10 protein-coding genes are annotated in these 13,101 nt (G+C 71.8%); 3 read left to right on the top strand and 7 right to left on the bottom strand.

Features of this window, described 5'->3' with window-relative positions; genetic code table 11:
• The first annotated feature begins 44 nt into the window (after positions 1–44).
• Positions 45–3,758 carry a thiol reductant ABC exporter subunit CydD gene (cydD, locus tag HJD23_RS20725; RefSeq protein WP_171118391.1) on the top strand — a complete coding sequence of 1,238 codons (3,714 nt, stop codon included), beginning with the start codon at positions 45–47 and terminating at the stop codon, positions 3,756–3,758.
• A gap of 320 nt (positions 3,759–4,078) precedes the next feature.
• Positions 4,079–5,137 carry a M23 family metallopeptidase gene (locus tag HJD23_RS20730; RefSeq protein WP_171118389.1) on the top strand — a complete coding sequence of 353 codons (1,059 nt, stop codon included), beginning with the start codon at positions 4,079–4,081 and terminating at the stop codon, positions 5,135–5,137.
• Positions 5,138–5,193: 56 nt separating this feature from the next.
• Here the strand turns inward: HJD23_RS20730 and HJD23_RS20735 are convergent, their stop codons facing one another.
• Together HJD23_RS20735 and HJD23_RS20740 are read right to left on the bottom strand one after the other, a co-directional pair.
• Positions 5,194–6,081, bottom strand: coding sequence for a Cof-type HAD-IIB family hydrolase (locus tag HJD23_RS20735; protein WP_171118387.1), 888 nt, complete (start codon positions 6,079–6,081; stop codon positions 5,194–5,196).
• A gap of 129 nt (positions 6,082–6,210) precedes the next feature.
• Positions 6,211–7,104, bottom strand: a complete 894-nt coding sequence (locus tag HJD23_RS20740; protein ID WP_171118385.1) for an LLM class flavin-dependent oxidoreductase — start codon at positions 7,102–7,104, stop codon at positions 6,211–6,213.
• 64 nt (positions 7,105–7,168) lie between these two features.
• Between HJD23_RS20740 and HJD23_RS20745 the strand changes: the two genes are divergently transcribed.
• Complete coding sequence (locus HJD23_RS20745; RefSeq protein ID WP_171134053.1) at positions 7,169–8,017, top strand: hypothetical protein; 849 nt, start codon at positions 7,169–7,171, stop codon at positions 8,015–8,017.
• Between the two features lie 117 nt (positions 8,018–8,134).
• On the opposite strand, the gene HJD23_RS20750 is transcribed toward HJD23_RS20745, so the two are convergent.
• From HJD23_RS20750 to HJD23_RS20770, 5 genes are all read right to left on the bottom strand, one after another.
• A complete protein-coding gene (locus HJD23_RS20750; RefSeq protein ID WP_240980768.1) occupies positions 8,135–8,593 on the bottom strand; it encodes a hypothetical protein in 459 nt (152 codons plus the stop codon).
• A 279-nt stretch (positions 8,594–8,872) separates the two neighbouring features.
• The gene (locus HJD23_RS20755) at positions 8,873–9,421 is read right to left on the bottom strand and encodes an RNA 2'-phosphotransferase (protein WP_171110407.1); all 549 of its coding nucleotides are present in this window, start codon (positions 9,419–9,421) and stop codon (positions 8,873–8,875) included.
• A gap of 126 nt (positions 9,422–9,547) precedes the next feature.
• On the bottom strand, positions 9,548–10,486 hold the full coding sequence (locus tag HJD23_RS20760; RefSeq protein WP_171110406.1) for a MerR family transcriptional regulator: 939 nt from the start codon (positions 10,484–10,486) through the stop codon (positions 9,548–9,550).
• A 13-nt stretch (positions 10,487–10,499) separates the two neighbouring features.
• On the bottom strand, positions 10,500–12,257 hold the full coding sequence (locus HJD23_RS20765; RefSeq protein ID WP_171110405.1) for an SDR family oxidoreductase: 1,758 nt from the start codon (positions 12,255–12,257) through the stop codon (positions 10,500–10,502).
• Positions 12,254–13,096, bottom strand: a complete 843-nt coding sequence (locus HJD23_RS20770; protein ID WP_171110404.1) for a M24 family metallopeptidase — start codon at positions 13,094–13,096, stop codon at positions 12,254–12,256. Before HJD23_RS20770 ends, HJD23_RS20765 begins: the two co-directional genes overlap by 4 nt.
• Positions 13,097–13,101 lie beyond the last annotated feature (5 nt).

The raw sequence follows: 13,101 nt of genomic DNA on the forward strand, positions 1-13,101 counted from the left end.
CGGGGTGTGTTTCACGTGAAACACACCCCACGGGACTGAAGGGCATGTTTCACGTGAAACCCATCGATCCGCGTCTCCTGCGCTACGCCCGCGCCACACGCCTCTTCCTGGTGGCGGTCGTCGGCCTGGGCGCCATCGGCGCCGGGCTGGTCATTGCCCAGGCCATGCTCATCGCCGAGACGGTTGTCGGCGCGTTCCAGCACGGGATGTCCGTCGCCGAACTCCGCACTCCTCTGCTGCTGTTGGTGGCCGTCGCCTGCGGCCGTGCGCTGGTCTCCTGGCTCACCGAACTCGCCGCGCACCGGGCCAGCGCGGCGGTGAAGTCGGAGCTTCGGGGGCGGCTGTTGGAGCGCTCCGCGCAACTGGGCCCCGGCTGGCTGAGTGGGCAGCGCACCGGGTCGCTGGTCGCCCTCGCCACGCGCGGAATCGACGCCCTCGACGACTACTTCTCGCGCTATCTGCCGCAGCTGGGCCTCGCGGTGGTCGTACCGGTGGCCGTGCTGGCGCGGATCGTCACCGAGGACTGGGTCTCCGCCGCCATCATCGTCGGCACCCTGCCGCTCATCCCGATCTTCATGGTGCTGATCGGCTGGGCCACCCAGTCCCGGATGGACCGTCAGTGGCGGCTGCTGTCCCGGCTGTCAGGGCACTTCCTGGACGTGGTCGCGGGGCTGCCGACTCTCAAGGTGTTCGGGCGGGCCAAGGCTCAGGCCGAGTCGATCAAGCGAATCACCGGCGAGTACCGGCAGGCGACGATGCGCACGCTGCGGATCGCGTTCCTGTCGTCGTTCGCGCTGGAACTGCTTGCCACGATCTCGGTCGCGCTGGTCGCCGTGACCATCGGCATGCGGCTCGTGCACGGCGAGATGGACCTCTACATCGGCCTGGTCATCCTGATCCTCGCGCCGGAGGCGTATCTGCCGCTGCGCCAGGTGGGTGCGCAGTACCACGCGGCGGCCGAGGGGCTCGCCGCGGCCGACGAGATCTTCTCGGTCCTTCAGACGCCGGTGGCGGAGTCGGGGACCCGCACCCCGCCGACGGGCGCGCTGTCCTTCGAGGGCGTGACCGTCCGGTACCCGGGGCGGACCACGGCCGCCGTGTCCGACGTGACCTTCGACGTCGAGCCCGGGGAGACGGTCGCGCTCGTCGGGCCGAGCGGTGTGGGCAAGTCGACGCTGCTGAACGCGCTGCTGGGGTTCGTGCGACCGACCGAGGGCCGGGTGCGGATCGGGGGAGTGGATCTCGCCGAGGTCGACCTGGAGCAGTGGCGGGCCCGGATCGCCTGGGTGCCGCAGCGGCCGCACCTGTACGCCGGGACGATCGCGGAGAACGTACGGCTGGCCCGCCCCGACGCGGACGCCGCCGCCGTACGCCGGGCGTTGGCGGACGCGGGAGCGCTCGCGTTCGTGGACGCTCTCCCGCAGGGCGTCGACACCGTGCTCGGCGAGGACGGTGCCGGATTGTCCGCAGGCCAGCGGCAGCGGCTCGCGCTGGCCCGAGCCTTCCTCGCGGACCGGCCCGTGCTGCTGCTCGACGAGCCGACGGCCGCGCTCGACGGGGAGACCGAGGCGGAAGTCGTCGCGGCGGTACGGCGGTTGGCGGCCGGGCGGACCGTGCTGCTGGTCGTGCACCGGCCGGCGCTGCTGGGCGTGGCGGACCGGGTGGTGCGGCTGGGCGTGGCGGATCGGGTGGTGCGGCTCGACGGGACGGAATCGGCGGCGCGGCTCGACGAGGCGGATCGGGTGACGCGGCTCGACGGGGCCATCCCCCCCGCTCGCGGGGCCACCGGGCCGTCGCGGGAGGCCACTCGGCCGATCGAGAGGGACCCGGGCTCCCAGGTCCTTCGAGGGACGATCGAAATGGGCCCGGACCATCCCGAAGCCCTTCGAGGGACGATCGAGACGGGCCTGGACCGCCATGAGGTCCTTCGAGGGACGATTGAGACGGGCCTGGACTCCGAACCCCTTCGGGACACGCACGAGGCCGCGCCCGCGACACGCGGCGGTGCCGGCGTCCTGGCCCGCGTCCGTGCCCTGTCCGGTGCCCGGCGTGGACGGCTGGGTCTGGCCCTGCTGCTCGGCAGCCTCGCTCTCGGCAGTGCCGTCGGACTCATGGCCACCTCCGGCTGGCTCATCTCGCGGGCCTCGCAGCAGCCGCCCGTGCTGTATCTGATGGTGGCCGTGACCGCGACGCGCGCCTTCGGGATCGGGCGGGCCGTGTTCCGGTACGCCGAGCGGCTCGTGTCGCACGACGCGGTGCTGCGGATGCTGGCCGACACCCGGGTGGCCGTCTACCGCCGACTGGAACGGCTGGCCCCCGCCGGGCTGCGCCAGGCCCGCAGGGGCGACCTGCTGTCGCGGCTCGTCGCCGATGTGGACGCCCTGCAGGACTACTGGCTCAGGTGGCTGCTGCCCGCCGGTGCCGCGGTCGCCGTCTCCACGGCCGCCGTCGGCTTCACCGGCTGGCTGCTGCCCGAGGCGGGCGCGGTGCTCGCCGTCGGACTGCTCGCGGCAGGCGCCGGCGTCCCGCTGGTCACCGCCGCCGTGGCGCGGCGCGCGGAACGCAGGCTCGCCCCCGCCCGAGGGGTGCTCGCGACGCGCGTGGCCGACCTGCTCACCGGCACCGCGGAACTCACCGTCGCCGGCGCCCTGCCCGCACGTACCGCCGAGACCCGGCAGGCCGACACCGCGCTCACCCGGATCGCCTCGCGCGCCGCCACCGCCACCGCGATCGGTGACGGGCTCACCGCGCTGATCTCCGGCCTGACCGTCACGGCCGCCGCGCTCGTGGGCGCGCAGGCGGTCGCCGCCGGACGGCTGAACGGCGTGGCGATGGCCGTCGTCGTGCTCACTCCGCTGGCCGCCTTCGAGGCCGTGCTCGGGATGCCGCTCGCCGTGCAGTTCCGGCAGCGGGTGCGCAAGAGCGCCGAGCGGGTGTACGAAGTGCTGGACGCCCCCGAGCCCGTACGCGAACCCGAGCGGCCGCGGCAGGCGCCCGCGTCGCCGTTCCCGATCACCGTCAAGGGCCTGACGGCCCGGCACGCCGGGCAGGACAGGGACGCGCTCGCCGGGCTCGACCTGACGCTCGACAAGGGGCGCCGGATCGCTGTGGTCGGCCCGTCCGGGTCCGGCAAGACGACGCTCGCGCAGGTGCTGCTGCGCTTCCTGGACGCGGACGCCGGCTCGTACACCCTGGGCGGCGTGGACGCGTACGCCCTGGACGGTGACGACGTACGACGGCTGGTCGGGCTGTGTGCGCAGGACGCGCACCTCTTCGACAGTTCGGTGCGCGAGAACCTGCTGCTCGCCAGGAAGGACGCCACCGAGGACGAACTGCGCGACGCGTTGCAGCGCGCCCGGCTGCTCGACTGGGCCGACGGCCTGCCCGAAGGGCTCGACACGCTGGTCGGCGAGCACGGGGCGCGGCTGTCCGGTGGGCAGCGACAGCGGCTGGCGCTGGCCCGCGCGCTGCTGGCCGACTTCCCCGTCCTCGTCCTCGACGAGCCCGCCGAGCACCTCGACCTGCCGACGGCCGACGCGCTCACCGCGGACCTGCTGGCCGCCACCGAGGGCCGTACGACCCTGCTCATCACGCACCGGATGGCCGGGCTGGAGGCCGTCGACGAGGTGATCGTGCTGGACGAGGGGCGGGTGGTGCAGCGCGGGCCGTACGCGGAGCTGGCCGTGGTGGAGGGCCCGTTGCGGGCCATGGCGGAACGGGAGGCCGAGGCGGAACTGCTGATGTCCGCAGCGGCCTGAGAAACGGCGAGCGCCGCGCCGAGTCGCTCGGCGGCACAGCTGGTACGGGCTGCCGTGCCGAGTCGGGTGGCGGCGACAACTGGTCCGGCCCGCGCCGAGTCGGGTGGGGCGACAGCTGGTACGGGCCGGGTATCGGGGAGGACGGCGGCGGAACGAACGACGGTGGTGCGGCAGGCGTCGTACTGGCCAACGCGCCGTCAGGCGACCTTGCGACGCCCCCCCTGTTCGGCCGTAGTGCTCTGCTCCATCCGTGCGCGACGTCCCCCAGGCGTACGCCTTCGACAGGACCGCGGACGGCCGTGCGGGCCAGGATCGCTGACATGCGCTCATCCCGCCGCCCCCGCTGGCTCGTTCCGGCGCTGCTGTGTGCGCTCGCCGTGCTCGCGGCCCGGCCCACCGAGACGCCCGGGAGGAGCTCGGCCCGGGGCGGCGCCGATCCCGGTGTCAGCGTCGAGGTGGCGCGGCTGTACGAGGACGCGGCGGCGACGACACGGCAGTACGAACAGGGACGGCGGCAGGCCGAGGCGCACCGGGCGCGGGCTCAGAGGCTGGACGCACTCCTCGACCGCGAACGGCGGCAACTCGCCGCCCTGCACGAGGACCTGGGCCGGATCGCGCGCGCCCAGTACCGCAGTGGCGGGGACGTCCCCCTCACCGCGCGCATGCTGCTCGCCGACAATCCGGAGGATCTGCTCCGCAGGCAGCACGCGGTGTCGAAGGCGGACCTCGCTGTCAACGACGCGATCAGCAGGAGCCGTCGTGCGGAGGCCAAGCTCGCGGCGGACGAGGGCAAGGCCGCGGCGGAGTGGAAGGCGCTGGAGCGGCGGAACGCCGAGCTCGCGGCGCTGAAGCGGGACATCGAGCGCAAGCTCGAGGAGGCCCGCCGGAGGTTGCAGGCGGAGGCCGACTCCTCCGCCGCGTCGGGCACCTGCCGGGGTGCCGTCCGCCTTGATCAGCCCGACGTGTCCCGTAAACGCGCGTGGGTGGCGCCGGTGGAGACGTATCAGCTGTCAGCGCGGTTCGGCAGCGGCGGGGCGAAGTGGGCGAACCGGCACACCGGGCAGGACTTCGCGGTGCCGATCGGCACGCCGGTGCGGTCGGTCGGCGGCGGCCGGGTCGTGAAGGTGTCCTGCGGCGGCGCCTTCGGCATCCAGATCGTGATCGCGCACCCCGGCGGCTACTACACGCAGTACGCGCACCTCGCCTCGGTCGCCGTCGACCAAGGGGCCCGCGTGGTGCCGGGGCAGTGGATCGGTCAGTCCGGCACGACCGGCAACTCGACCGGCCCTCACCTGCACTTCGAGGTACGGGTCACTCCGGAACTGGGGTCGGGGGTGGATCCGGTGCCGTGGCTGGCGGCGCGAGGGGTCCGCCTCTGACGCCGATGAGCCAACGGCCGACACGACTGCGGGTCTCTGACCACCCTCGCGGACGATCAGACCCGCTCCGCCAGCATCCGCTCGATCACGACCGCCACCCCGTCGTCGTTGTTGGCGACCGTCCGGCCCGACGCCGCGGCGATCACGTCCGGATGGGCGTTGCCCATGGCGTACGACTGGCCCGCCCAGGTGAGCATCTCGACGTCGTTGGGCATGTCACCGAAGGCGACGACCTCCTCGTGGGAGATACCGCGCTCGGCGCAGCACAGGGCGAGCGTGCTGGCCTTGGAGACGCCGGGACCGCTGATCTCCAGCAGGGCGCTGGGGCTGGACCGGGTGACGTTGGCGCGCTCGCCGATGGCGAGCCGGGCCAGGGTGAGGAAGGCGTCCGGGTCGATCTCGGGGTGGTAAGCGAGGATCTTGAGCACGGGCTCGCCCGCCCCGGGCGCGTCCGGCGACAGCAGCTGCTCGGCCGGCGCCAGGGCGTCCGGGACCTCCATGTGCAGCTTCGGATAGTCCGGCTCCTGGTAGAAGCCGTACGTCTGCTCCACCGCGTACACCGTGCCGGGCGCCGCGTCCCGCAGCAGTCGTACGGCGTCGAGCGCGTTCTGCCGTGCCAGCTCCCGCACCTTCACGAACCGGTGGGTGCCGGGGCCGCCGTGCAGGTCGACCACGGCGGCGCCGTTGCCGCAGATCGCGAGGCCGTGACCGTGGACGTGGTCGCTGACGACGTCCATCCAGCGGGCCGGGCGGCCGGTGACGAAGAAGACCTCGATGCCCGCCTCCTCGGCGGCCGCGAGGGCGGCGATCGTGCGTGGGGACACCGACTTGTCGTCGCGGAGCAGGGTGCCGTCGAGGTCGGTGGCGATCAGCCGGGGCGGAACTGCGGCGGCCGGGGTCTCGGGCTGTCGAGTCGCTGAGGTCACCCGGCCATTCTCGCGCATATGCCTGCACGGGCGTGCGGGAGTCCGCACAGGTGAGTGGATACCGCTCCCCACCCGCGGTGGCGCGCAGGGCGTACAGGTCGCCGCCCGCGTCACCTGTGCCGTTGTGCCCAGTGACGGCTGCTCGGCTCAGCCCAGCTGGGCCGGCGCCTCCATCGCGATCTGCTCGAAGACCTTCTGCTCCGCGGCGAAGTCCGAGTCCGGGATGGGCCAGTGGATCACGATCTCGGTGAAGCCCAGCTCCTGGTGCCGCCCCGCGAAGTCCACGAACGCGTCGAGGGACTCCAGCGGCCGGTTGCGGTCCGGGGTGAAGCCGGTGAGCAGGACCTTGTCCATGCCGGAGGTGTCGCGGCCGATCGCGACGCAGGCGTCGGCGAGCCGCTCGGCCTGCCGCCGAATGGCCTGAACCGACTGCTCGGGCGTGCCGTCCGCGTAGAGCTTGGGGTCGCCGGTCGTCACCCAGGCCTGCCCGTGGCGGGCGGCGAGCTTCAGCCCGCGCGGGCCGGTGGCGGCCACCGCGAACGGCAGCCGGGGGCGCTGCACACAGCCGGGGATGTTGCGCGCCTCGTGCGCCGCGTAGTAGTCGCCCTTGTACGACACCGCGTCCTCGGTGAGCAGCCGGTCCAGCAGCGGCACGAACTCGGCGAACCGGTCGGCACGCTCCTTCGGAGCCCAGGCCTCCTGCCCCAGCGCGGTGGCGTCGAAGCCGGTGCCGCCCGCGCCGATACCCAGCGTGATCCGGCCGCCGGAGATGTCGTCGAGGGAGATGAGTTCCTTGGCGAGGGTCACCGGATGCCGGAAGTTCGGCGACGTCACGAGAGTACCCAATCGAATACTCTCCGTAGCCATTGCTGCTGCGGTCAACGTCGGTACGGCCCCGAACCACGGGCCGTCCCGGAAGCTGCGCCAGGACAGGTGGTCGTAGGTGTAGGCGGCGTGGAACCCGAGCTCTTCGGCCCGCCGCCAGTTCTGCTGCCCCTCGTTCCACCGATGGATGGGAAGGATCACTGTGCTCAGTCGCATGCCTGCGACCCTACGCTCCGGTGACCAACGTCGATTGTCAGTGCGGTGCGCTTCACTGTCCGTCATGGCCCTCACGCAAGCGACCGTCAACGACCTGCTGGCCCAGCTCGGCCCGGGAGACGGATACATGTACCTGCCCAGTGACCTGGACCCGCAGGAACTGACCGGCCTGCTCGGCGGCAGGTACGGCGCCCCGCGCACCCTCGTCCTCGACGGCTTCACCGATCCGACGCTCGACGAGTCCAGGGGCGCGGCTCTCCTCATCCCCTTCGAGGACCGGGCCGTGACGATACGGGCGTGGGCGTACGGGGATCAGTGGATCGGCACGGGTACGGCGCGGGACGCCGAGGGGGTCGAGCGGCCGGTGCTGGTGGTCGCTCACAGGGAGGTGCCCGAACCCTTGGCGGTCGCTCCGGACGAGGACGTTGACTGGATGGAGCGGCTCATACGGATCACCGGCTGGACACACCCCGCCCAGCGGCCGGACGTGGACTGGCCGGAGGTGGAGTCGCGCCTGGGCACCACGCTGCCGAGCGACTACAAGCGCATGGTCGAGACGTTCGGCGAGGGCGCCTTCGACGGATACCTGGACCTGAACCAGGAGCCGTGGACGCATCTCAGGGAGGACGGCCTGCTCATCTGGGCGGGCACGGAGCACGAGGACCTGTACTGCTGGAGGGCCGCCGGCGACGACCCCGACCGCTGGCCCGTCGTGGTCCGGTCCTTCGACGGTGAGGACGTCCCCTTCGACTGCCAGACCGCGGAGTTCGTCTGCCGCATCCTCGTCGACCCGCACCACCCGTTCACGATGGCCTGCTATTTCGACACCCACTGGTTCATGAACTACCGGGAAAGCGGCTGCGATGGCATGGCCCGGCTGTGTGGTGACCGCGTTCGGTTCATCGGCATCTGAGTACAAAACTGCCGTCGCCCATGCTCGGTCCGCAGCAGGTCGGCCCGACACGGGGATCGGCGACCGTGCCCGATGATCGATGCGTGGCTGGTCGGGGCCTGTGGCCGGCCGCACAGGTCAGGTGTAGTAGGTGTCGAATGATCCGATCCACCATGCCGCCAACGGCAGCACGCACACCTGCACGCCGGCTGTGATCCAGCACCGGCAGAGGACCGCTGTGCCGAAGGTCCACCACGCCGTCGTGCGCAGCGTGCTCACCACTCCGGCCTGGTATCCCTGCCCGGAGGGATCCATCATGCCGGGGTAACCCATCCAGTCCTCGGTGAAGATGCCGTCCGCCCCGAACACGATGGCCGCCGAGACGAGCCACAGGTCGACCAGGAGGGCCAACACGGCGAGCGCCACGTCGAGGCGCAGGTACGCGGGCGTCGGCACCAGCAGCCGTACCGCCGGGTGTCCGTGGCCCCGCAGCCAGTCCTGCGGCCAGATGCGTACCAGCACGACGACGGCGTACACCAGCGCAGCGACGGCCGCCGCCCACCCGCCCATGAAGAACAGTCCGAAGAACAACACCACGACGCCCACGCCGGGCCAGATGCGGCCCCGTGTCGGAATGGTTCCCTCCGTCCTTGTTCCTGAGCTCCACCGGGGCCTCAGCAATTGCCCCGCGCCGGGCATTCCGTCGCCAGAGGGCGAGGAGCACCGGGGAGTCCAGCGGTGCGGGCCGAGCGTTGATCAGCGGGATGAACTGGAGGCGACGGGTCGTGACGAGGGTGAGCGTCGCCGAACTCGACGAACGCCTCGTGGTGCAGCGAACCGTTTCATGCCAAAGTCCGTACCAGGGATCAGGCAGGCTCAGTGCCGCTCGGGAAAGCGCAGGTACTGCGGCGGTACGGCCTTCGTCAGCCACACCCCGTTCGCGCTGACCTGGAACACATGGCCGTCGCGGTGCATGGCACCCGCGTCCACCGCCAGTACCACGGGGCGGCCCCGGCGGGCACCGACACGGGTCGCGGTCTCGCGGTCGGCCGAGAGGTGCACGTCGTGGCGGTTCATGGGCCTGAGCCCCTCGGTGCGGATGGCGTCCAGGTTGCCGGCCACGGTGCCGTGGTAGAGGTACGGCGGCGGGGTCGCCGCGGGCAGTCCGAGGTCGACCTCGATGCTGTGGCCCTGGCTGGCGCGGATCCGGGTGCCCTCGATGGCGAAGCGCTTCTTGTCGTTCCTCGCGACCACATGGTCCAGTTCCTCGCGCGTGAACCGGAACCCGTGCGCGGCCGCCGCCGCGATCAGCGTGTCGATCTCGACCCAGCCGCCCTCGTCGAGGGTGAGCCCGATGCCCTCGGGCTGGTGGCGCAGGTGCTTCGAGAGGTACTTCGACACCTTCACGGTGCGTCTGTCGTCCATGCCCTCAGCGTGCCGGGAGAGACGGGGATCACGCACTTGATTTTGCTCCGGAGGTTTGATCCACAACTAAGTGTAGTTATCCACAAGGGCATCGGCGGAGCTGTGGACAAGCACCCGGTTGCCTCATCACTCTTCGTCCCCATTTGGGTGGTTTGTGTGATGTGTCGCCAAACAATCCAAGGCCCGCGCCCGAACCTCCCGTTCAGCGGCGAGAGCGACAAACGTACCCGCCTCCTCCGCGCCCACCAGCTCCTCCACGGCCCGCATCGTGTCCGCCGGTATCCGCACCAGTCGCGACTCGTCCCCCGCCTCCACGGCCCCGCCTCCGCCTCCGCCAAGGTGCCGACGTAGCTGCCGGGACGCCAACACCCGCATCGCGCGGGCGAGTTCCGCGTCCACCGTCTGACGGGCCAGTGGACGCAGCCGTCGTACGAGAGAGGCCGCTTCTGCCGCGTCCGCGTCCGTCGGGCGGTGGGGTCCGTCGAGGTAGCGGGCGAAGACGTGCTCGGTGGTGAACTCCAGGAAGCGGGAGGCGATGTGCTCGACCTGCGCCCTCAGCTCCCGTAGATGATCGGAGATCGCGGACAGCGGCACCCCGGCAGCATGCAACTCCACCGCCACGGCGAGTTCTTGAGGGCTCGGTACGGCGAACGCGTCCTCGTCGCCCGGTACCGGCTCCAGTACCCCCAGCTCGACGGCCTGGGCGATCGCCGCGTCGTCGGGGATGCCGCCGAAGCGGTCGGTCAGTTCGGCTCGGGTGATCCGGGACGGCTCCTCGTCGGTCCACGGGCCGTCCACCTCGGCGACCAGGCCGAGGACCCCGCCCAGGCCGCGGCCGGTGTCGTGGGCCTCCAGCAGCTCCTTGATCGAGGCCAGGGTGTAGCCACGGTCCAGGAGGCCGGCGATCTGGCGGAGCCGGGTGACGTGCGCGTCCGTGTAGGCGTTGGCACGGCCACGGCGTTCCGGGCGGGGGAGGACGCCGCGGTCCTGGTAGGCGCGGATGGTGCGGACGGTGGTGCCGGTGAGGTGAGCGAGGTCCTCGATGCGGTACGTCGGCTCGCTCATGCGCGTGCCCCGCTCACAACCGAGGTTCCACCCTGGCGATCCTGCGCAGCGCGCCCGGCATGAACCGCGACAGCAGGTAGGCACCGCGGGCCTCAGGAGTCACCGGCACCACCGCCTCGTTGCGCACGACCGCCCGCAGGATCGCGTCGGCGACCTTCTCCGGCGGATAGTTCCGCAGCCCGTACAGGCGTGCGGACCGCTGCCGGCGCCGCTTCTCCTCCGCCGCGTCCACGCCCGCGAACCGCGCCGTCGAGGTGATGTTGGTGTTGATGAAGCCGGGGCATACCGCCGTGACGCCGATGCCCTGCCCGGCGAGTTCGGCGCGCAGGCATTCGCTCAGCATCAGCACGGCGGCCTTGGAGGTGCTGTAGGCGGGCAGCACCCGGGAGGGCAGGTACGCCGCCGCCGACGCGGTGTTGACGATGTGGCCGCCCTGCCCGCGCTCGGCCATCTGCCGGCCGAAGAGCCGGCAGCCGTGGATCACGCCCCACAGGTTGACGTCGAGGACCTTGCGCCAGTCCTCGGGAGTGGTGTCCAGGAAGGGTCCGGACAGGCCGACACCGGCGTTGTTCACCAGGACGTCCACCACGCCGTACTCGGTCGCGACCTTCTCCGCGAGCTTCTCCATCGCCTGCTCGTCGGAGACGTCGACCGTTTCGGCCCAGGCGTCCGGCGCACCGATCAGGCGGGACATCTCCGCGGTCCGGGACGCCCCCTCCGCGTCCCGGTCGACGGCGATCACACGCGCGCCGGCCTCCGCGAACGCGAACGCCGTGGCCCTGCCGATGCCGCTGCCCGCGCCCGTGACCAGCACCAGCTGCCCGCCGAAACGGTCCGCGTGGCGGCCTGTCGCCTCGATCACCGGCCTGCCTCCTTCGTTCGCGATCACGAACTCCTCGATCCAGGCGGCCAGCTGGTCCGGACGGGTGCGCGGGAACCAGTGCTTGGCGGGGAGCGTCCGCCGGGTCAGCTGCGGAGCCCACCGCTCCAGTCCGTCGTACAGCCGCTCGGACAAAAACGCGTCCCCGAGGGGCGTGATGAGCTGCACGGGCGCGTGCGCGTACGCGTCCGGGCGCGGCCTGCGCAGCCGGCGCCGTACGTTGTCCCGGTACAGCCACGCCCCGTGCGCCGCGTCCGTGGGCAGCGACGCGGTCGGGTAGGCGTCGGCGGGGACCTTCTCCATGCGCTGCAGGATGCGCGGCCAGTGTTTGCCGAGGGGGCCGCGCCAGGCCAGCTCGGGCAGGACGGGTGTGTGCAGCAGGTACACGTACCAGGACTTGGCGCCCTGGCCGAGGAGTTGGCCGATCCGGCGCGGGGTGGGGCGCTTGACCCGCTGCTGGATCCAGTGCCCGAAATGGTCCAGGGACGGCCCGGACATCGAGGTGAACGACGCGATCCGGCCCTCGGTGCGCCGGACGGTGACGAACTCCCAGGCCTGCACCGAGCCCCAGTCGTGCCCCACCAGATGCACCGGACGGTCCGGACTCACCGCGTCCACGACGGCCAGGAAGTCGTCCGTCAGCTTCTCCAGCGTGAACCCGCCGCGCAGCGGCCGCGGTGCCGTCGACCGGCCGTGGCCCCGGACGTCGTACAGCACGACGTGGAAGCGTCCGGCGAGGCGGGCCGCGACCTCGGACCACACCTCCTTGCTGTCCGGGTAGCCGTGCACGAGGACGACCGTCGGCTGCTCCGGATGCCCCAGCTCGGCCACACAGAGCTCGACCCCGCCCGTACGCACCCAGCGCTCCCGCGCACCTGCCGGCATCGTCACTTCTCCTCCGCCCAGCGCCGCATGTGCGGCAGATCGTCGTCCAGCCAGAAGGCGCTCTCCTCGGGGTCCGTCGAGTCGGTGACGACGAGGATCTCCTCGAACTTGGCGCCCGTGCCCCGGAAACCGAGATGGGGTTCGACCGCCCACAGGCCCGGCTGCGGCGGGTGGTCGGAGAAGCGGTACGGCGACCAGAGCGGGGACCAGCCCTCGCGGTGGCCGTGCAGCGCGTCGCCGACGAGGCCCTTCAGGGACTGCGTGCCGAACCCGAACAACCGAGGGGACCAGCGACGCTCCCGCACCCGGTCCACCTTGTGGGCGATCACTCCGAAGGGGTACGCGCGGTGCCGGTTTGCGTAGCCCTGACGGACCATGAGGCGGTCCACGTCCTCGTAGATCTCCCGCAGGGAGCGCCGCTCGCGCACCTCGCGCAGGATCAGCTCGCGGTGCGCCTCCAGGTCGGACATCAGCTTGTTCTGCACGGGATTGATGCCGAGTGAGCCCGAGTAACCGATGTCCGCCGTGTAGCCCTCGAACACCGGTGCCATGTCGAGGATGAACGGCATCCCCGGCTCAAGGCGCCGGTTGGTGGGGAAGAACTGCAGCGGGATACGGAAGTCGACGAACGCCGTGCGGTCGCCGAACCAGGCGAACGGCAGGTGGAACCAGTCCCGCACGCCCCGCTCGCGCAGCCACTCGCGCTGCATCCGAGCCGCCTCACGCTCGGTCACACCCGGCGTCAGCTGGACGGCCACGGCCTCCGCGCACTCGTAGGCGAGGCGCTGCACTTTGCGGAACCCACGCAGCTCCGCCGAGCGTTCACTGGTCACTGCCGTCGCCATGGCAC

Origin of the sequence: Streptomyces sp. Z423-1 (assembly GCF_013009255.1) — a bacterium.
GTDB classification, from domain to species: Bacteria; Actinomycetota; Actinomycetes; order Streptomycetales; family Streptomycetaceae; genus Streptomyces; species Streptomyces gossypiisoli.